Source organism: Bradyrhizobium nivariense, assembly GCF_029846695.2.
GTDB lineage: Bacteria > Pseudomonadota > Alphaproteobacteria > Rhizobiales > Xanthobacteraceae > Bradyrhizobium.
In genome coordinates, this window is the sequence record NZ_JARWCR020000091.1 from 12522 (window position 1) to 30811 (window position 18290).

Here is an 18290-nt window from a genome sequence, read left to right on the forward strand (position 1 = left end):
ACGGGTTCAAGCCAGACGAATGCGCGGGTCGACAATAGCGACGACGATGTCGGCGAGCAGATTTCCGAGAATGACCAGGACCGCGGAGAACATCAGCAACCCCATCACAACCGGGTAGTCGCTGTAGCCAAGACTGTCGAGAAACAGCCGTCCCATTCCCGGCCAGGTAAAGACCGTCTCGGTCACCAATGCGCCAGTCAGAATGCTGGGCAGCTGCACACCTGCAAGCGTGATCATTGGCAGGAGTGCATTGCCGACAACATGCTTCAAAAGAATTCGGCGCTCGCTCAAGCCCTTGGCGCGGGCAGTTTTGACGAAATCCTGGCTGATGGCGTCCAGCGTCGCTGTCCGCATGTAGCGGCTCCAAACCGCGACGTGGACCAATGACAGCACCACGCTTGGCAGGATCAGATGGTGCAGATAATCCAGAACGGAGCCGTCGCCGATACTGTACATGTTCCCGGCAGGCACCCAACCCAGCTGGAGGGAGAAGACGTAGATCCCGACAAGTCCGAACCAGAAGGTCGGAACCGATAGCGCAACCATGGCGCCGATCGTTGCCAGATAATCAAACAGCGAATAGCGGTGGGTGGCGCCACGGATGCCGATCCAGGTGCCGATGGCGATAGCGATCACCGTCGAGGTACCCATCAGCAGTAACGTGGCAAAGACATGCCGGCCGATCACTGCCACAACGGATGTCCCGTCGCGGAAGGAGCGGCCCCAGTCGCCTTGCACAAGACGCCATGCCCAATCGAAATACTGGATCCATAGCGGTCTGTTCAACCCCAACTGTTCCGCCAGCCGCTCCATATCCTGTTGGGTCATGCTTGGATCCCGCGCGTATTGCGACAGCGGCCCGCCTGGAATAAGGCTCAGAATGGTGAAGCCGATGATCGAGACGATCACCAGCAGCACGAGGCTCTGTGAGAGGCGATTCAGCAGAAATCCGCGCATTCGGCTCTCTTCCTGAGAATGAGAAATTAATTCATTAGTACGTTGCCGCCCCGACTGGCTTTCGCGAGACGGGGCGGCGGCCGCGAATATCAGCTCGTCCAAGACCAGGCGCCGGCGTTCCAGGATTCGGTGCGCGTGTTGCCGTTGGACACCGCTCCCTGAATCCCTTTCTTGTGCCCCTGCACAGCAGTGTTCTGATAGAGCGGCAACAAGGGCAGGTCTTGCCGGACCAGTTCTTGTACGCGGAAGTAGATTGCGCGCCGCGCTTCCGGATCGAAGGTGCGGCTACCTTTGTCCAATAGAGCGTCAACCTCCGGATTGACGTATTGCGCATTGTTTGATCCGCGGCCGCCTTTATTAGCGATCGCAAGCGAATGCAGACGGTTGGTGACGTCGGGGTCTGCGCCGATCAAATAAGTGCTGCCCACTATGACCGAATCGAAACGAGATCGTTGCCAGAATTCGCCCCACATCACCGCGGCCGGAAGATTGGAGATGGTCATCTCGACGCCGATCTCTGCAAATGTCTGCTGCAGATACTGCTGCACCTGCTCGCGAAGAGGGTCGCCCGAGGTGGTCGAGTTGTTGAAAGACAGACGGACTCCGTCTTTTGCGCGGATCTTATCCCGCCCGGGCACCCAGCCGGCCGCGTCAAGGATCTGCTGCGCCCGCTTGATGCTGAACTCCTGCACCGGAAGGCCCGGGTTATAATAGAAAGACTGCCGAGGCATGAAGGTCTCGGTCGGAGTCGGCACGCCGTAATAGAGCCCGTCGATAATTGCCTTCTTGTCGATCGCTGCATAGAGCGCCTGACGGACCTGCAGTTCCTTAAACTGCGGGCGCTCTAGATTCAGGTAAAAAGACTCGAATGAGGATTTGGGCTCCAGCGTTACCACCCGGCTCGGCAGCTTGCGGGCTTCCTCATAATGATCGGGGCTGATGTATGACTGGCCCACGAGGTCCACGTCACCGCTCTTGAATTGGGTGTAGAGGACGGTCAGATCAGGGATGTATTTGAAGATTAGTCGCTCGATATAGGGGCCATCACCGAAATAATTGGAATTGGCGACAAGCTCGATACGGTCGCCGGGGACGCGCGCGCCCCACTTGAATGCACCGGTACCGATTGGCGCCTGGTTGAAGGCGGCATTGTTTGGATCAGCCTCCTTCTCCAGGATGTGTTTCGGCACCATGAAGGTTTCAGTCAGGAACGACAGGTATGGTGCGAAAGCCTGCTCCATCCGCCAGGTAATCTCGGCGGGCGAGACCACGGTGACGTCGCGCACCAACGAGTGCCCCGTCGTACGCCAACTGCGGAAGTTCGGTTTCGTGATTAGTTCGAGGGTGAATTTCACGTCCTCGGCCGTGAAAGGCTTTCCGTCGTGCCAACGGACATCGTCGCGCAAGCGAATCCGCCATTTCAGGCCGTCCTCGGAAATGCCGCCGTTCTTTTGCGTCGGCACTTCCGCCGCGAGGTTCGGCTGGATAACGCCTTTGGGATCGATCCGGAAGAGCGCGTCGAAAACCGAGAAATGTACGCCGTCATCGACCTCGATATGCGCCATCAGCGGGTTGAAGACCGTGGGTTCTTGCGAGAGCCCGACGACAATCCGGCCCTTGGGAGTTCGTGGGGCCTTTTGGCCGAAGGCGGCCTCGGTCAACAGATTGGGCGCGAAGATGCCGGCAGCCCCGCCTAATGCTATCATTCGCAATGTGTCGCGCCGCGAGTAGTTTGATGCAGATTTGGAACGCTTGGTCATGGTTTGCTCCTTATGGCGGTATCCGCCGTTACTCTCATCGGTTTGCCGAAGCCTGGCGGGCGTGTCTCCGCTGCTCTCCAGGAATCGCTGCGACCAGTTCGCGCGTGTAGGGTGATTTCGGGTTCAGGAAGATCTGCGAGGGCGGTCCGCGTTCGACGATCCGTCCGTTCTGCATCACGGCTATCTCGTCGCAAATCTGGCTGGCCACGCGCAGATCGTGGGTGATGAAGATCATTGAGACGCCGGTCTCCCGCTGGATTTGATCCAGCAACTTCAAGATCTGGGCCTGGATCGACACATCGAGCGCTGAAACTGCTTCATCGGCAATCAGCAGCGTCGGTTTGAACATCAGCGCCCGAGCAATGCCGATGCGTTGGCGTTGCCCACCGGAGAACTCGTGCGGATAGCGGCCAAAGGCGCCAGCATCGAGTCCCACATGGGACAGCAGTCCCCGGGCCTCCTCGCGTGCTTGCGCAGAAGGCATTCCATGCGCAACCGGACCTACAGTGAGGATGTGACCGATCGTCGAGCGCGGGTTGAGGGAGGCGAAAGGATCTTGAAAGATCATTTGGATCCGCGGCCGCAGTGGGCGGAAATCGGCCTCAGAAAGCCCGGCAACGTCGCGGCCCTCGAATAGAATGCGACCGCCGTCACTGTTCATCAGTTTGATCAAAAGCCGCCCCAGCGTCGACTTGCCGGAGCCGCTTTCGCCCACAACGCCAAGTGTCCGCCCAGGTGCCAGATCGAACGATAAGTCGTTTACCGCCGGCACGGTCCGCGTCGCGCCGAACCATTTGGTGCCGCTGCGATAGGTTTTCATCAAACCGTCAACCTGCAGGATTGGCGCTCGCTCAGCAGCTTCCAGAGGAATCCGGTCCTTGTCTGTCAGATGGGGGACGGCGGCGATGAGCCGCCGCGTGTAAGGGTGGTTGGGCGATTGCAGAACTTGAACGGTACTGCCTTGCTCGACGACATGGCCCTTCTCCATCACCACCACGCTGTCAGCGATTTCGGCCACCACCCCAAAATCGTGCGTGATGAACATCACGCTCATTCCTTTGCGGCGCTGAATGTCGCGGATCAGCTCCAGGATCTGCGCCTGGGTGGTCACGTCGAGTGCGGTCGTCGGTTCGTCGGCGATCAAGATCGCCGGCTCGAGCGCCAGGGCTATGGCGATCATCACGCGCTGTCGCTGCCCACCCGAAAGCCGGAACGGATACTGATGATACATCAGCTGCACATCTGGCAGACGCACTTCGGTCAGCAATTCAATCGCGCGGCTGCGGCGGGATTTGGGTGTGCCGATGCCATGCGCCGCTATGGCCTCCTCGATCTGCGCACCCACAGTCATCAGCGGATTGAGCGCTGAAAGCGGGTCCTGAAAGATCATTGACACGACCCGTCCGCGCAGGCCGCGCAACTTGTCGGCAGGCAGACCGGCAATGTTGATCCCGTCCAGGTGGATTGCGCCCGAGCAAATCCGGATCACCCTGGGTAGAAGTCCCATGATCGCGTTGGCTGTGACCGACTTGCCCGATCCGGATTCTCCAATGATGCACAGGATCTGACCGCGCTTCAGATCGAAGGAGATGTTCTCGACGGCGTGGGCCCGCTCCATTCCCTCCGGCAGGCTTACGCTAAGGTCGCGCACCGAGAGCACCACGTCTTCGGAGACTGCAGCCTGGATGCTGGAGGCCATTAGAATATTATCCCCTTTCAACGGCGTCGGGACATCTTGCTGCGGATTGAGACTTCGGACGCTTTTGGCTCCGCGATCGGACAGGTCGGAAACTCGCCGTTCATGCTGGTATTCCCTGGTCGGAAGCTGCGACATGACTCTGATCTCCTTGCTCAACAAGGCAAGAGCTGTGCCGCTCAAGACGCAGGGTCGACCGCGTTCGCCAATCCGATCAGTGAGCGAGAGCGATAATGGGGCTTGGCGAATTGCCCAGCCTCGGCCGCCATGACGGCAATCGCGTTCTCGAAATTGATCATCGTGCCTTCGACATCACAGCTTAGGTAGCGAAGCGCCACGAGGGGCTCGACGGCTTCCTCTGAGCTCAGTCCCTGTGCAAGGCCCATGTCGATGGCTCCCTTTATGAAATCCGGCTCATTGATCGAGATTCTTGCTGGTGCCACGAGTTTGGCTGCTTTGATCCTCCCAGAGTCGCTAAAACGCTGCACGCGGGCAGCAGGAACTTCTGAAAAGGAAGTCCGATTTGGCATTTCGCTCTGCGCTGCTACGCCTCCCACGTCAGCCGGGAGACGCGCGCCTGATACTCCCGCGGCTGACGAGAAACTCCGCACGCTTGTCCATAAGGTTCGTCAGCTTGGCGCGAACCGTCCCCGTGGCAAAAACCCGGTGGGCTCGAAGACGCCTTGAGTGGCCGACAAAGAACGCATCTCCACCACGAGCTGCGGGCAAATCTCATTGCTGTACGCTCTTATTCTCGCTGACGCCGATCTGATTGCGGAAAGCGTTTACCTATGAGGTGCGGCGCGAGCGATCTGTTCTCGCAATTAAAGCTTACAATGCAGGTAGCAAACCGCAGGATATTCCGTCTGACCACAAAACTCGGCAAGGCGCCTCCGCGAATGCCCGGTACACTACGTCAAACTCCGGAGACCTCGCTCGATGAGCGCGCCGCTAATACATATCGAATCCAGCCCTTCTCTGCCTCAAGAGGCTGACGTCGTCGTCATCGGCGGCGGCGTGGTGGGCGTGTTCACCGCTTACTATCTCGCCCGCCGCGGCGTTAAGGTCGCCTTGCTCGAAAAGGGGCGCGTCGCCGCCGAGCAGTCCAGTCGCAACTGGGGATGGTGTCGTCAACAGAATCGCGACGCCCGCGAGCTACCGATCGCCACCACGAGTCTCGATCTCTGGGAGAGAATAGCACAGGAGACCGGGGAAGACACGGGTTTCCGCCGCTGCGGGCTTCTCTATCTCACGAACGACGAGAATGAGCTGACCGGCTGGGCGAAGTGGCGCGATTTTGCAAGGACGGTCGGCGTTACGACGCACATGTTGAGCACGGAAGAAGCGAGCGAGAGAGGCAAAGCGACGGGCCGCAAATGGAAAGGCGGCGTCTTCTCTCCAACCGACGGAACGGCGGACCCTTCGAAGGCTGTGCCCGTGGCCGCACGTGCGATCATGACGGCTGGCGGGACGGTGCACCAGCACTGCGCCGCTCGCGGCGTAGAGCTCAGTGCCGGCCGGGTGAGCGGCGTGGTGACCGAACTGGGCACAATCCGGACGAAGACGGTCGTGATGGCAGGAGGCGCCTGGGCTTCCTCTTTCTGCAACCAGCTCGGCATTCGCTTCCCGCAGGCATCCGTTCGCCAATCCATTCTCGCGATAGCTCCAGCCGCAGCCAATCTGCCCGATGCCCTCCATACTGCCCCCGTGTCACTTACGCGGCGTAGCAGCGGCGGGTACACGCTGGCAATTAGCGGGCGCGCGCGCGTCGATCCAACGCCGCAGCAATTCAGGTTCGGCCGCGAATTCGTGCCCATGTTCGCTCGCCGCTGGCGCAGTCTCGCGCCCGGAGCATTCGAGGGCATGCGCCAGGGTCACGAATCCCTGGCGAAATGGGCGCTCGATGAGGTGACCCCGATGGAGCTGAACCGGACACTTAATCCCCGCCCCGACATGCGGCAGATTCGGGAGACACATAAACGAGCTTGCGAATTGCTGCCCGAGCTTCGGCGCGTCGCAATCTCCAATGTGTGGGCCGGCTATATCGACAGCACACCGGATGGCGTCCCCGCAATCGGTGAAGTGGAGGCGATTCCAGGCTTTATCCTCGCGGCCGGATTCAGCGGTCATGGCTTCGGGATTGGCCCTGGCGCGGGACATATGATTGCCGACATCATTACCGGCACCGAGCCGATCGTCGATCCGCGTCCCTACAGGCCGGAGCGTCTGAAAATGGGGGCCTGGGGCAAGGTCGCCGAGTTTTGAAAGCAGATTTCAAAAGAGGCGCGTTGATGCTTTGACAGTGCACATGATGCTGACGGTTCAAAGCCCCGACCGTCGTCGCCGCCGATCTCCAGGCGGGACGAACCTCGCCAGTGGGGACGGACATCGTCCGCAAGGCGAGCCGCGCCGCAAACTTCTAATGGCATTCCTATGAAGCTTGATAAGATCGACATCAAGATTTTATGCGAACTGCAGAAGAATGGGCGGATTTCCAACGTCGAACTCGCGGAGTTGATCAACCTTTCCCCGAGCCCATGCCTGATGCGCGTCAAAAGACTCCAGTCGGAGGGCTTCATCACCGGTTATTCCGCCCAGATCGACGTTTCCAAACTCGGACAACCCCTGATCGTCTTCACCGAGATCACACTCAAAAATCATCGCCAGATCGATTTCGCCCGCTTTCTCACGACCGTCGAAAAGATCAATGCGGTCGTCGAATGCCATCTTGTTTCGGGCGGATACGATTATCTCGTGAAATTCGTCACAGCAGGAATAAGCGATTACCAGGCACTCATGGAACGTCTTGTGGAAATGGACATCGGCATCGACAAATTCTTCAGTTTCGTCGTGTTGAAGTCCCCTATTGTAAAATCCCATTTGCCTCTCGAAAGCATATTCAACGATTGAGGAACGGTTTCCGCTAACCTTGACGATGAGTGTCTAGGAGACTAGCAGAGTCCCGCGCCAACTCTGCTACTGATCAAGGCTCTCTACTCGTCACTATTCACGCCTTAGCAGCAAGTTGCGGAAATGGTCGGATAATGCGCGATTTCGCTGCACAAAGCGCGCGCCGACATCAAGAATAATCAACGCATCATCCTTCTTCGGCTTTCGCAGCGGCAGGCGTAATATTATCCCTTCATCACCGCGCGGACATCCTTGTCTTCGAGCGTCTGGTCGAGCGTCGTGCGAGTTCGTTCGATGATGCCATCAATCTCTTCATGCGTGCAGCAAAGCGGCGGCGCATAACCCAACACGCCCTGGGCAAAGGCTCGGATGACGAGACCGTTGTCCCATGCGCGGTCGAAGATGCGGCGTGCCGCGTCGGCTTCCGGTGGTAGAGGCGTCTTACGCTCCTTGTCCGTGACAAGCTCGATTGCGGCCAGCATACCGCGACCACGGACATCGCCGACAAGTGGATGATCTGCAAGCGAGCGAAGCCCCGCCATCAGGCGGTGTCCGGCCTTCCGCCCGTTTTCCAGCAAGCCATTCTGGTAAAGGTCAAGGCACGCGAGTCCAACCGCCGCACTGACGGGATGTCCAGAATAGGTGTAACCATGCCCGACGGCCATCTTGCCGGCCCCATCCGCGATCGTATTATAAACGCGGTCCGACATGAAAACCGCGCCCATCGGCACATAGCCCGACGTCAACCCCTTTGCGGTAGTCATGAAATCCGGCACGACATCGTCTTCTTCGCAGGCAAAAAATGGGCCGACACGACCAAAGCCAGTGATGACCTCATCGGCGACGAACAGAATATCGTTCTCTTTGCAAACCGCATGCATGGCTTTCAGCCAAGATGGCGGTGGCACCAGGACGCCCCCTGACCCCTGGATTGGCTCGACATAAAAAGCCGCAATGCGATCTGCGCCCAGTTCGGCGATCTTCGCTCGCAGGGCCGCGACTGACGCATCAATGATAGTCTGGGGATGGGAGCCGACAGGGTTGCGATAGGCATAGTGCGACGGAATCTTGTGCTGCCAGCTATAAGGCACTCCAAAGCCCGCATGAAAGGCCGGCAGCGCGGTCAATCCGGCCCCCGCCGTCGAGGATCCGTGATAGCCCTGCTCTATCGAGATGAACTGGTCCTTCTGCGGCATAGCCCTGGCGTGATAGTAGTACCGAATGAAGCGGATCGTGCTGTCGACGGCATCGGAGCCACCCAGCGTGAAGTAGATATGGTTCAGATCGCCGGGAGCCAATTCAGCAAGCCTGGCGGCCAGGCGAATGGCGGGCTCCGATCCCAACCCGAAATAGCCTGTCGCATAGGGCAGTTCGCGCAGCTGCTTCGTCGCCGCTTCAACGATGCTGTCTTGTCCGTACCCGACGTTGACGCACCACAGGCCGGCGAAGCCGTCGAGCAATTGATGTCCCGCGGCATCTGTCAGCGTCGCGCCCTTCGCTGATTTTAGCACCCGCACACCTAGCGCCTCATGGCTGCGGTACGACGAGACCGGGTGAACCAGGTGCGCACGATCCAGTTCGATCAAGGAATTGCTTAACATTTCGGCCTCCATATCAACCCGAAAAGCAAAGTAGGACATAGAGGGCAGCAGTTCCTCCCAAGCAGCGCGTGGACCAAAGGAGTTTTGACTTTTGTTGGTGATCGATGCCGCATCTCGTGCCGAAGCGGGTCCGGCGCATGGCGGTGCTGCTCAGCTAGACAGGTGACCTGGCCCAACTCTCTGCCAAATCTCCGATCCGATACGACAGAATCTGCTTCCGGCTCCAGCGAAAGCGGCGCCTTATCTTACGAGATGCTCAATATGATGCTCCTCGTACCGGCACACCGTGCCGAGAGGATTGGAGGATTCCACGCCATGACGACGTTCCGACCGAAATACATCACATTCGATTGCTACGGCACACTGACGAATTTCGATATGGCCGGTGCGGCAAAGCGAGTCTACGGCTCCCAGCTTTCTGCCGCGACGATGGCAAGTTTCATCAAGGATTTCGCTGCCTATCGCCTGGACGAGATTCTTGGCGCGTGGAAGCCGTACTTCGAGGTCGTGCACAATTCGGTTGAGCGCGCGTGCAAGCGCAACGGCGTTGTATTTCGGCCCGAGGACGCCCAGCGCATCAATGAAGAAATCCACACATGGGGTCCACATCCCGACGTCCCGGCGGGTCTGGCCAAAGTTGCCAGGGAGATTCCGCTGGTCATCCTCTCGAACTCCATGAAGAACCTCATCATGTCGAACGTGGAGAAACTCGGCGCCCCCTTCCACACGGTCATCACGGCCGAGGAAACCGGCGCCTACAAGCCGCACATGAAGGGCTTTGAGTACATGTTTGACAAGCTGGGCTGCGGTCCGGAAGACATCACCCACGTCTCGTCCTCCTTCCGCTACGACCTGATGACCGCCTACGACCTGGGCATCAAGAGCAAGGTATGGGTGAACCGCGGTCATGAACCCGCGAACCCCTTCTATGAATACACCGAGGTTGATGACATCGGCGGGCTCGCCGCGGCAGTCGGCTTGGAGCCTCTTCGAAAAAGAGCGTGAATACCTATCCTCGCGGGCCCATTCGCGGCACTTCAGACCTTCGAAAACTTCAATAGAGATCGATGCCTGATGAATAAAGGGGGCGGGTCAGCCGCCCCCTTTTTGTGTTTCAGCTAGTATTCGATAGATCTTGCGTTGCTTTCGCGGGTGCGGCATCACCCTATTTGCCGCGTGGACGCGGCTCGCCCCGAAATCAAAAACACTTCGATTCCTCGCGCGAAACCGGGAAGCTGCGCCTTATTCCAGCCCACCGACATGAAGCGTTTTGATCTCGAGATACTCTTCTATCCCGAGCTGAGATCCTTCGCGCCCCAATCCCGACTGCTTTACACCGCCGAAAGGCGCAACTTCGGTCGAGATCAGGCCGGTATTGAGCCCCACCATGCCGAACTCCAGCGCCTCGGCAACACGCCATGAGCGCTTGAGGTTTTCCGTATAGAAATAGGCTGCAAGGCCGAACGGCGTGCCGTTTGCGATCGCAATCGCTTCGTCCTCGCTCGTAAAGCGGAAAAGCGGAGCGACCGGTCCGAAAGTCTCCTCTGAAGCCAGGAGCATCTCAGTCGTTGCGTCACCAAGCACAACGGGGCGGGCGTATTGCCGACCGTCCGGCACGTCTTCACTCTGTGAGATGATCCTCGCACCTTTGTTCAAGGCATCCGTTACGTGCCGCTCGATTTTTTCGATCGCGGCGCGATTGATCATCGGCCCGATGGCGACCCCTTCTTCCGTGCCGGCGCCGACCTTCATTTTCGCGACCCTGCTGGCGAGTTTTTCTGCAAAAGCGTCGTAAATGCCTGATTGTACCAGGATGCGATTACAGCAGACGCAGGTCTGTCCACCATTGCGGAACTTCGACGCAATAGCTCCCTCGACTGCCAGATCGAGATCGGCATCGTCAAAGACAATGAATGGTGCATTACCGCCGAGTTCAAGACTGAGCTTCTTGATGCTGTCGGCAGCGCCTTTCATCAGCAACGCGCCTACGCGAGTCGAGCCGGTAAACGAGATCTTGCGTACAGATTCATTTTCCATCAGCTCCTTGCCGATTTCCGCGGGCATGCCAGTCACGATATTGATGACGCCCGCCGGAATCCCTGCCCGCTCCGCCAGAACGCCGATCGCGAGAGCCGAAAAAGGCGTAAATTCAGATGGCTTGATGACCACGGTGCAGCCCGCAGCCAATGCAGGTGCCACCTTGCGCGTAATCATGGCGTTAGGGAAATTCCAGGGGGTGATAATCCCGCAGACGCCTACTGCCTCTTTCAGTACCAAAATGCGGCGGTCGACAGTGGGTGAAGGGATAGTCGATCCATTGATCCTGCGTGCCTCTTCCGCAAACCATTTTACGAAGGATGCCCCATAGCGGATTTCTCCGAGCGATTCAGCGAGCGGCTTACCCTGTTCCAGCGTCAGCAAAAGCGCCAGATCCTGCTCATGTTGCCGCATGAGCTCATGCCATCGTTCCAGGAGCGCTGCACGCTCTGCGTGAGCAATCTTTTTCCAACGCTTGAAAGCATCGGCAGCAGCGTCAATTGCGGCCCTGGTCTCGTTGCGGCCCATATCGGGAATGGTGCCAAGAACTTGCTGACTGGCGGGATCGGTGACATCGACGGTCGCTTTCGCGTTCGCATCCCGCCACTTGCCGCCGATCAACGCCTGCTGGCGAAACAGGTCTCTGTCCTTCAATGCAATCATGTTCTTTTCCTTCGCGGCCAACCCGCCATCACTGCGATGGTTATCGTTTTACGTTCCTTGTCCACGAGCGAGTCTGCGCGACGGGAGTTCGACGAGCACACTCTTGGACTTGCGATTGGTGAGATAAAATCGTCTCATCCGGGAAATACAGGATCGAACGCCGCATTTTTCATCGAGAATGAATGGATTGACGGCGTTGAATCGCGTCAGGCGCGACTTGGAAAGTCGATTGTTCTGGCGGGCCATATAATTGGACCGCTCCGACATTGCGCTCAGTCGTAAGCGCTGACGTAGATCTTTCGCACGGTCTCGATCGTGCGCCAAACGCCGACAAAGCCCGGCTTCATCACAAAGCTGTCGCCGGCGCGGTAGGTCTTCGTCTCACCATCCTTTTCCTCAATTTCGATAAGACCCGAGATGATGTGGCAAAACTCGAAAGTTGTGCCCTTGATGGAGTGAGTTTCGCCAGGCGTTGCCTCCCAGACGCCGGTTAGTACCTTCTCGCCTTTCGAGGCGTCCTGCGCCCAGGTCTTGAAGGATGGATTGCCCGAAATGAGTCGTTCCGGAGCAGGCAAGGCGTCCTTTGGTGTGAAGTTCGGATTGGCGTCGATAGTAATCAGAAGTGACATGACATTATCCCTGGTTAGTAGCCGAGTGTTCGATCGACAAGGCCGATCGGGTGTTTTCCAGCGCGGTGGCGCCGGATGTTTTCTATAACGGATTGTGCTGCCGTATGCGGTTGCGTCACGGAGGCGATATGCGGCGTTATCATCACCTTCGGATGTGACCAGAGCGCATGGCTTTCCGGCAGCGGCTCGGGGTCGGTGACGTCGAGCATAGCCGCTGCAAGACGGCCGCCGTCCAGCGCCTCGATGAGTGCGGTCTGGTCAAGCTGCGGGCCGCGGCCGACATGCAGCAGTCGCGCTCCCATCGGCAACAACGAGAAGAGCCTTGCGTTCAGAATGCCGCGGGTCTGCTCCGTTAGGGGCAGAAGGCAGACCAGAATATCCGTCTCCATCAGAAAGCTGGCAAGCTGATCTTCGCCGTGAAAGCAGGTGACGCCCTCGACCGCCTTTTTGCTGCGGCTCCATGCGGCAAGAGGAAACCCAAAGGGTTTGAGGCGATCGATTGCCGCATGCACCAGCATGCCAAGGCCCAGGAAGCCCACGCGGCGTTCGGTCGTCTGCGGACTGGCAAGGGCCTGCCACATGCCCCTTCTCTGCTGCTCCCGATATGCGAGCATCTCGCGATGAAGCGTCAGCACACCAAGGACGACGTATTCCTGCATCATGCGTATGATGCCATCCTCGACCATGCGCACCAGCTTCACATGGCCGGATACGGTCTCCGGCTTGAACTGATCAACCCCTGCACCGATCGAAAAGAGCATTTCCAGATTGCGAAAACGCGAGACGTCGTCCGGCACGTTCCAGGTCAGGAGGTACCTCACCTTTTCGGGGTCGATATTTTCACTACAATGGTAGAATTCCAGGTCGGGGAGCTCGCGCGCAAATACCTGGCGGAAGACGGCTCCCCTGGGAGCATCGGAATTGAAGAGAAATGCCATCGGTGTCCCCTTCTCATGTCACGCGGCAAAGCGCGAACCGAGGTCTTCAGTGATTCTTTGGCATGAGAGGGCTCCGCCTCGTTCCGGTTCGGTCGTCGGCACCACATCCATATGCTGGCAAAGAAAGTAGCCCTCGGCCTCGCGCGGCCCAATTGTGACCGACCGGTTGGACCGGTCACCTTTGGGATCTTGAATGATTGCCATCTCGGCTCCGGGTGCCTGGCAGTACCGCCCCACCCAATTGACAACTGCCTCGTGGCCCGCGACGGTTGGAAATGCGATTAGCCTCGCAAGGATTTTTTCAACAGTCATGACGCCGCTCTGCCCGCCCAATTCGCCGGATATCGACACCGTAACCGCAAGCAGGAGTTTTCCCTGCCGAATGGCGTCGCGCTATAAGCCGAAGATTTTGAAGACTGCCCCTAAACAGGCGAAACCTGCTGAGTTTCTGTGCGATGCTGGGACGACACGCTTCGGCTGCAGCAATGCGGCAGGAAGATCAAAAAGGCACGATATGCCAGAGACTTTGCGCATTCCGCAAGAAACGGATGAGCTGAAATGGGACGATCGGTACGTCTGAAGTCCTTCGAATTGGTCGCGCGCGACATTCGCGAGGTTGATGTAAAGCTGCTCCACGCTCTCTCGCTTGCGGTTGGCTGGCCGCATCGGCAAAAGGACTGGGATTTCCTGCGGCGCGCCGGTCAGGGCATCGTCGCCGTTGACGGCATCGGCCGCGTTTTCGGAAGCGCAATGTGGTTCCCGCATGGACGCAAGTTCGCCACCGTCGGCCTGGTACTCACATCGCCGCGCACCCAGGCACAAGGTACCGGCCGATGGCTGATGGAACAGGTGTTCGAACGGTGTGGCCATCGGGATTTGACCCTGAACTCGACCGATGCCGCCTATCATCTCTATCTTTCGCTAGGCTTCAGGAAGGAAGCTGTCGTGTATCTGTGGCAGGGTGAGGTCGCATCATCCCTCCCGACGGTGCCAGTTCTGGATGGCGAATTGAGGTCGCCGTCAGCCGAAGATCTTAAGGAGATCGTAGCGCTGGATGAGCGCGCGTTTGGAACTAGCCGCCCGAAGCTGCTCGCACTGCTTTCGAAAGGCGCGTCAATTTGTACGCTAAGCCGAGGCGGCGAGATCGTGGGCTACTCCATGAAGCGCGAGTTCGGGCGTGGTCACGTGATCGGTCCGATCGTCGCCAGCAATGATTGTGACGCGATCCATCTCACGGCCGTGCATCTTAAGGAGCTCACGGGACGGTTCGCCCGCGTCGATACACGAGAGCAGACGGGTCTATTTGCTGACTATCTTCAGCAGAGCCGCCTCAGCATAAATGAGACCGTCACAACCATGTCCAAGGGACGACAATTCCTGAACCGAAAGGAAAACGAGCCATGGGTTTACGGATTGGCCGGTCACGCGGTGAGCTGAAGGCAAAGCGGAGACGACGCACAGCAACAAGGCGAATTTTGTCGGCAGCTGTACCGGCACCGAATAGATGACTGATTGGGCTCTTTGCCTGTGTCGCGACTCCACCGGCATTGCTCGAAGGCAGGAGACTGGCCTGCTTGCGACAGAGCAAAGCAGGCGACGCTGCTATGCTGGGTATGTCGAATGCCCTAGCCCCTGACATCATCGCGAAAGATCTCCTCCTGAACGCGCGGCACCCGCGTGGTCTGCGGCAGCGTTCGCGACCTCGATCGTCCCTCCGTTTGCAGCTCGACTCAGGAGACAGGGTGACCGCGTACAGAGACAACACAGCGAAAGGTCGTGCTGGTTTTGCGATAGACCGATGGCCCTTCTGCTGAATGACCATGCATTGCGGCACATTCTGCCAAGCGCCTGCCGCTATGCTCGGCTGATAAGGCAGCTTGACGGGAACCAGGACATGGATCGCTTCCGGCCGAAATACGTGACTTTTGATTGCCACGGCACGCTAATAAATTTCCAAATGGCGGAAGCCGCCAGGGATCTGTTCGGTCGTCTTCTGGATGAGCCGCGCATGGACGAATTCATCAAGAATTTCTCGGCCTACCGCCTTGATGAGGTGATGCAGGACTGGAAGCCTTTTGCAGATGTCGTTCACAACTCCCTGGAGCGCACTTGCCGCCGCAACAACGTCGCATTCCGTACTGAGGACGCTGAAACGATCTACAACCGCATCCCCGCCTGGGGACCGCATCAGGACGTACCCGAGGGATTGGCTAAACTAGCCAAGGAAATTCCGCTGGTTATCCTTTCGAACGCCACGACGGCCCAAATTCCCTCGAACGTGGCAAAGCTCGGCGCGCCATTTCATGCCGTCTACACCGCTGAACAGGCGGGTGCCTATAAGCCACACTTCAAAGCGTTCGAATATATGTTGGACATGCTGGGATGCGGTCCAGAGGACATAACCCACGTTTCCTCGTCTTTCCGCCACGACCTGATGTCCGCCTATGATCTAGGGATCAAGAACAAGGTCTGGGTTAATCGTCGCCATGAGCCGGCCAACCCCTACTACGAGTACACGGAAATCCCCGATGTAGCCCAGCTACCAGACATTTTCGGACTCTGAGCACAAGGATGGACTTAACCCTGCAGAGCACCGAAGCCTATTTTCGCACTGCCGCTGCAATGTTGGCCATACGGCCAGGCTCTTCCGAACCGGACATGTCGGCGGCACTACTTAAGCGCCACTACGGATTAACGGGATCGATCGCGACATTATCCTCCGAAGTCGAGCGCACCGTTGAGGTCGACCTGTCGGAGGGCCGCCGATTAGTCCTGAAGACGTCAACTCGACCGGAGGCGATCGACAGCTTTCGTTTCCAGACCGCCGCTATAGCTGGATTACAGGGGGCCGCGGGCTTCGTCGCGCCCGAAGTGCTCCGCACGAACAACGGCGCATTGATGTTTGAGCAAGAGGGAGTATGCGGGTATTTGCAGACCCGGATTGAAGGCATTCCGCTGCACCAGGCGACGCCGACTCCCGATCTGCTTTTTCGAACTGGCCGCGCTCTGGCCCGGTTGGACTCAGCTCTTGATCTGGTCAGCGTGCCCGCGGCCTACCGCCCCGTTCTTTGGCACGTCGGTTGCTGGTCGAGGTTGACGGAACTAGAGCAATACCTGCCATGCCGGACAATTGCCGATAGCGTACGCGTCGCGATGGGGGAGTATGTCGAGTTTGTCGAGCCAGAAATCTCGAATGTGGCGTGGCAGGTAACTCATAATGATCCCAGCCCCTTCAATGTGATGGTGACTGGCCAGGGAATGGGTTTCATCGATTTTGGCGATGGCTGCTGGGGCCCCAGAATCCAGGATCTAGCGATCGCAGCAAGTCACGTCGTGAATGATCCGACCCTTCCTTTGGGTGGGGCCGAACATCTTATTGCCGGCTATGCCTCGGTCATTACACTTTCGGCGCTGGAAGCAAGACTGCTCGTGGGATTGATGCGGGCGCGACAATGCGCATTGATCCTGGTCAACTACTGGCGATCGCATCTTTTTCCGGCCAACGCCCAATACATCAAAAAGAATGTCGCGCGTGCCGAGCACGGCCTTTCGATTCTTACACCTCTTGGTGTCGCATCGGGCGAGGCGGCAGTCCTAGCGGCAATGTCGTCGTTCCAGCCGTAACGCTATTTCGGGTCGCTCTACCGGCACGGTCGCCAAAAAAGAAGAACCGCGAATTGATCAAGGTACTCTTTCAAGTAGGCAGAAGCACATGTCCACAGATCTCATGCCAAATCGCTACAGACCCGGCGAATCCGACCTTCCGAGGCGCGAGTCCGAGCTGATTGCTCGCCGTGACGAAGTTCTTGGGGCCTCTTATCGGCTCCAGTACCGCCGCCCCGTGCACTTCGTTCGCGGCGAAGGCATGTGGCTCTACGATCCCGACGGGCGGGCCTATCTTGATTTCTATAACAACGTGCCGTCTCTCGGCCATTGCCACCCGGAGGTAAACGCCGCAATGGCTGAGCAGGCAGGCCGGATAAGCGCCAACACGCGCTATCTCGAGCCAAAACTTGTCGACTATGCCGAGCGATTGGTCGATACGTTTCCAAACGAGCTCGACCGCGTGGTTTTCACTTGCACGGGGAGTGAATCCAACGATTTGGCCTTGCGTATCGCGCGATTTGTTAGTGGCAACGAAGGCGTGATTGTGTCGACCTATGCGTATCACGGCACTAGTGCGGCCACCGCCGCGGTTTCCCCGAACTTGGGCGACGCAGTCAAGCTCAGCCCATTCGTGCGCATGGTATCCCTACCGGGGCCGGCAGGCGTGCCGGAATCACAAGCTACGGACTTTTTCGAGGCCCAGATTCGTTCGGCAATTATGGATCTGGACCGTCGCGGCATTGGCGTTGCGGCCCTGCTCATCGACAGTATTTTTTCCAGCGATGGCGTATGGGTAGATCCTCCTGGCTTCATTGCCAGTGGAGTTGCGGCAGTGCGGGAGGCAGGTGGTCTCGTCATCGCCGACGAAGTTCAACCGGGCTTTGGGCGAACAAGCCTGCATATGTGGGGCTTTGAGCGGCACAGGATTGTTCCGGATCTTGTCACCCTCGGCAAGCCGATGGGCAATGGATTTCCAATTGGCGCCGTCGTTGGTCGAAGCGCACCGATGAACCAATTTGGAGGCACCGCTCGCTACTCAAACACGTTCGCTGGAAATACAGTTGGAATAGCGACGGCGGACGCCGTGCTAACAATCCTGCAGCGGGACCAAATCCCTCAAAAAGCGTTTACCATGAGCCAGCGTCTCCGAGCCGGGCTGGAGAAAATCGCGATGCAGCCTAACGGAATTCGCGCAATCCGGAACGCTGGTCTTTTTTTTGGCGTCGACATAGGGCTTGAGGGCACGCCGGCGGCAGGCCGCCGTGCAATGGCTTTGGATGTAGTGAACGCCATGCGGGACGACGGCGTACTTGTGAGCACGACAGGGGCCAACGAGGATTCACTTAAAGTGCGCCCTCCGCTCGTTGTAAGCGCGATTTTCCCCGCACGTTGACGCCTGCGCTTTTGACGGATGGCCTTCGTATCGGGGGCGGCGTCTGGCCTGTTCAGGCAGCGGCGGTTTCGGCGAAGTTGAAGGGCAGCAGGTCGGTGAT

16 protein-coding genes are annotated in these 18290 nt (G+C 58.3%); 8 read left to right on the forward strand and 8 right to left on the reverse strand.

Annotated features, from left to right (window positions below):
• Nucleotides 1-6: 6 nt before the first annotated feature.
• The 4 genes from QCM77_RS40905 to QCM77_RS40920 all read right to left on the reverse strand — a co-directional run bounded on the left by QCM77_RS40905 (nucleotide 7) and on the right by QCM77_RS40920 (nucleotide 4943).
• On the reverse strand, nucleotides 7-957 hold the full coding sequence (locus tag QCM77_RS40905) for an ABC transporter permease (protein ID WP_280096595.1): 951 nt from the start codon (nucleotides 955-957) through the stop codon (nucleotides 7-9).
• A gap of 89 nt (nucleotides 958-1046) precedes the next feature.
• Nucleotides 1047-2717, reverse strand: a complete 1671-nt coding sequence (locus QCM77_RS40910; RefSeq protein ID WP_280096596.1) for a peptide ABC transporter substrate-binding protein — start codon at nucleotides 2715-2717, stop codon at nucleotides 1047-1049.
• A gap of 34 nt (nucleotides 2718-2751) precedes the next feature.
• A complete protein-coding gene (locus tag QCM77_RS40915) occupies nucleotides 2752-4416 on the reverse strand; it encodes an ABC transporter ATP-binding protein (protein WP_280096611.1) in 1665 nt (554 codons plus the stop codon).
• Between the two features lie 176 nt (nucleotides 4417-4592).
• The gene (locus QCM77_RS40920; protein WP_280096597.1) at nucleotides 4593-4943 is read right to left on the reverse strand and encodes a hypothetical protein; all 351 of its coding nucleotides are present in this window, start codon (nucleotides 4941-4943) and stop codon (nucleotides 4593-4595) included.
• Nucleotides 4944-5352: 409 nt separating this feature from the next.
• Between QCM77_RS40920 and QCM77_RS40925 the strand changes: the two genes are divergently transcribed.
• Both QCM77_RS40925 and QCM77_RS40930 read left to right on the forward strand, forming a co-directional pair.
• On the forward strand, nucleotides 5353-6678 hold the full coding sequence (locus QCM77_RS40925) for an NAD(P)/FAD-dependent oxidoreductase (RefSeq protein ID WP_280096598.1): 1326 nt from the start codon (nucleotides 5353-5355) through the stop codon (nucleotides 6676-6678).
• A 168-nt stretch (nucleotides 6679-6846) separates the two neighbouring features.
• Nucleotides 6847-7323: an Lrp/AsnC family transcriptional regulator gene (locus QCM77_RS40930; protein WP_280096599.1), complete on the forward strand. Its 477-nt coding sequence runs from the start codon at nucleotides 6847-6849 to the stop codon at nucleotides 7321-7323.
• 224 nt (nucleotides 7324-7547) lie between these two features.
• Here the strand turns inward: QCM77_RS40930 and QCM77_RS40935 are convergent, their stop codons facing one another.
• Entirely contained in the window at nucleotides 7548-8924 is a 1377-nt protein-coding gene (locus QCM77_RS40935) for an aspartate aminotransferase family protein (RefSeq protein WP_280096612.1), read from the reverse strand.
• A 315-nt stretch (nucleotides 8925-9239) separates the two neighbouring features.
• Here QCM77_RS40935 and QCM77_RS40940 point away from each other — a divergent pair, with 315 nt between their 5' ends.
• Nucleotides 9240-9929: a haloacid dehalogenase type II gene (locus QCM77_RS40940; RefSeq protein ID WP_280096600.1), complete on the forward strand. Its 690-nt coding sequence runs from the start codon at nucleotides 9240-9242 to the stop codon at nucleotides 9927-9929.
• Nucleotides 9930-10166: 237 nt separating this feature from the next.
• Here QCM77_RS40940 and QCM77_RS40945 read toward each other — a convergent pair whose 3' ends face one another.
• The 3 genes from QCM77_RS40945 to QCM77_RS40955 all read right to left on the reverse strand — a co-directional run bounded on the left by QCM77_RS40945 (nucleotide 10167) and on the right by QCM77_RS40955 (nucleotide 13191).
• Nucleotides 10167-11624, reverse strand: coding sequence for an NAD-dependent succinate-semialdehyde dehydrogenase (locus tag QCM77_RS40945; RefSeq protein ID WP_280096601.1), 1458 nt, complete (start codon nucleotides 11622-11624; stop codon nucleotides 10167-10169).
• Nucleotides 11625-11896: 272 nt separating this feature from the next.
• Nucleotides 11897-12253 (reverse strand): cupin domain-containing protein, encoded by a 357-nt coding sequence (locus tag QCM77_RS40950; protein WP_280096602.1) that lies wholly within the window; start codon nucleotides 12251-12253, stop codon nucleotides 11897-11899.
• Between the two features lie 14 nt (nucleotides 12254-12267).
• Complete coding sequence (locus tag QCM77_RS40955) at nucleotides 12268-13191, reverse strand: 2-hydroxyacid dehydrogenase (protein WP_280096603.1); 924 nt, start codon at nucleotides 13189-13191, stop codon at nucleotides 12268-12270.
• A 193-nt stretch (nucleotides 13192-13384) separates the two neighbouring features.
• Here QCM77_RS40955 and QCM77_RS40960 point away from each other — a divergent pair, with 193 nt between their 5' ends.
• The 5 genes from QCM77_RS40960 (at nucleotide 13385) to QCM77_RS40980 (ending at nucleotide 18190) form a co-directional block, all read left to right on the forward strand.
• Nucleotides 13385-13771: a hypothetical protein gene (locus QCM77_RS40960; protein ID WP_280096604.1), complete on the forward strand. Its 387-nt coding sequence runs from the start codon at nucleotides 13385-13387 to the stop codon at nucleotides 13769-13771.
• Nucleotides 13750-14628, forward strand: coding sequence for a GNAT family N-acetyltransferase (locus tag QCM77_RS40965; protein ID WP_280096605.1), 879 nt, complete (start codon nucleotides 13750-13752; stop codon nucleotides 14626-14628). Before QCM77_RS40960 ends, QCM77_RS40965 begins: the two co-directional genes overlap by 22 nt.
• 457 nt (nucleotides 14629-15085) lie before the next feature.
• The gene (locus QCM77_RS40970) at nucleotides 15086-15754 is read left to right on the forward strand and encodes a haloacid dehalogenase type II (RefSeq protein WP_280096613.1); all 669 of its coding nucleotides are present in this window, start codon (nucleotides 15086-15088) and stop codon (nucleotides 15752-15754) included.
• An 8-nt stretch (nucleotides 15755-15762) separates the two neighbouring features.
• Nucleotides 15763-16815, forward strand: coding sequence for a phosphotransferase enzyme family protein (locus QCM77_RS40975; RefSeq protein WP_280096606.1), 1053 nt, complete (start codon nucleotides 15763-15765; stop codon nucleotides 16813-16815).
• Between the two features lie 88 nt (nucleotides 16816-16903).
• Nucleotides 16904-18190, forward strand: a complete 1287-nt coding sequence (locus QCM77_RS40980; protein ID WP_280096607.1) for an aspartate aminotransferase family protein — start codon at nucleotides 16904-16906, stop codon at nucleotides 18188-18190.
• Nucleotides 18191-18290: the final 100 nt, after the last annotated feature.

Bases quoted from the DNA above. Each gene is read 5' to 3' on its own strand.
- QCM77_RS40905 (WP_280096595.1), bottom strand. From the start codon at position 957: ATGCGCGGATTTCTGCTGAATCGCCTCTCACAGAGCCTCGTGCTGCTG.
- QCM77_RS40910 (WP_280096596.1), bottom strand. From the start codon at position 2,717: ATGACCAAGCGTTCCAAATCTGCATCAAACTACTCGCGGCGCGACACA.
- QCM77_RS40915 (WP_280096611.1), bottom strand. From the start codon at position 4,416: ATGGCCTCCAGCATCCAGGCTGCAGTCTCCGAAGACGTGGTGCTCTCG.
- QCM77_RS40920 (WP_280096597.1), bottom strand. From the start codon at position 4,943: ATGCCAAATCGGACTTCCTTTTCAGAAGTTCCTGCTGCCCGCGTGCAG.
- QCM77_RS40925 (WP_280096598.1), top strand. From the start codon at position 5,353: ATGAGCGCGCCGCTAATACATATCGAATCCAGCCCTTCTCTGCCTCAA.
- QCM77_RS40930 (WP_280096599.1), top strand. From the start codon at position 6,847: ATGAAGCTTGATAAGATCGACATCAAGATTTTATGCGAACTGCAGAAG.
- QCM77_RS40935 (WP_280096612.1), bottom strand. From the start codon at position 8,924: ATGTTAAGCAATTCCTTGATCGAACTGGATCGTGCGCACCTGGTTCAC.
- QCM77_RS40940 (WP_280096600.1), top strand. From the start codon at position 9,240: ATGACGACGTTCCGACCGAAATACATCACATTCGATTGCTACGGCACA.
- QCM77_RS40945 (WP_280096601.1), bottom strand. From the start codon at position 11,624: ATGATTGCATTGAAGGACAGAGACCTGTTTCGCCAGCAGGCGTTGATC.
- QCM77_RS40950 (WP_280096602.1), bottom strand. From the start codon at position 12,253: ATGTCACTTCTGATTACTATCGACGCCAATCCGAACTTCACACCAAAG.
- QCM77_RS40955 (WP_280096603.1), bottom strand. From the start codon at position 13,191: ATGGCATTTCTCTTCAATTCCGATGCTCCCAGGGGAGCCGTCTTCCGC.
- QCM77_RS40960 (WP_280096604.1), top strand. From the start codon at position 13,385: ATGATTGCCATCTCGGCTCCGGGTGCCTGGCAGTACCGCCCCACCCAA.
- QCM77_RS40965 (WP_280096605.1), top strand. From the start codon at position 13,750: ATGGGACGATCGGTACGTCTGAAGTCCTTCGAATTGGTCGCGCGCGAC.
- QCM77_RS40970 (WP_280096613.1), top strand. From the start codon at position 15,086: ATGGATCGCTTCCGGCCGAAATACGTGACTTTTGATTGCCACGGCACG.
- QCM77_RS40975 (WP_280096606.1), top strand. From the start codon at position 15,763: ATGGACTTAACCCTGCAGAGCACCGAAGCCTATTTTCGCACTGCCGCT.
- QCM77_RS40980 (WP_280096607.1), top strand. From the start codon at position 16,904: ATGTCCACAGATCTCATGCCAAATCGCTACAGACCCGGCGAATCCGAC.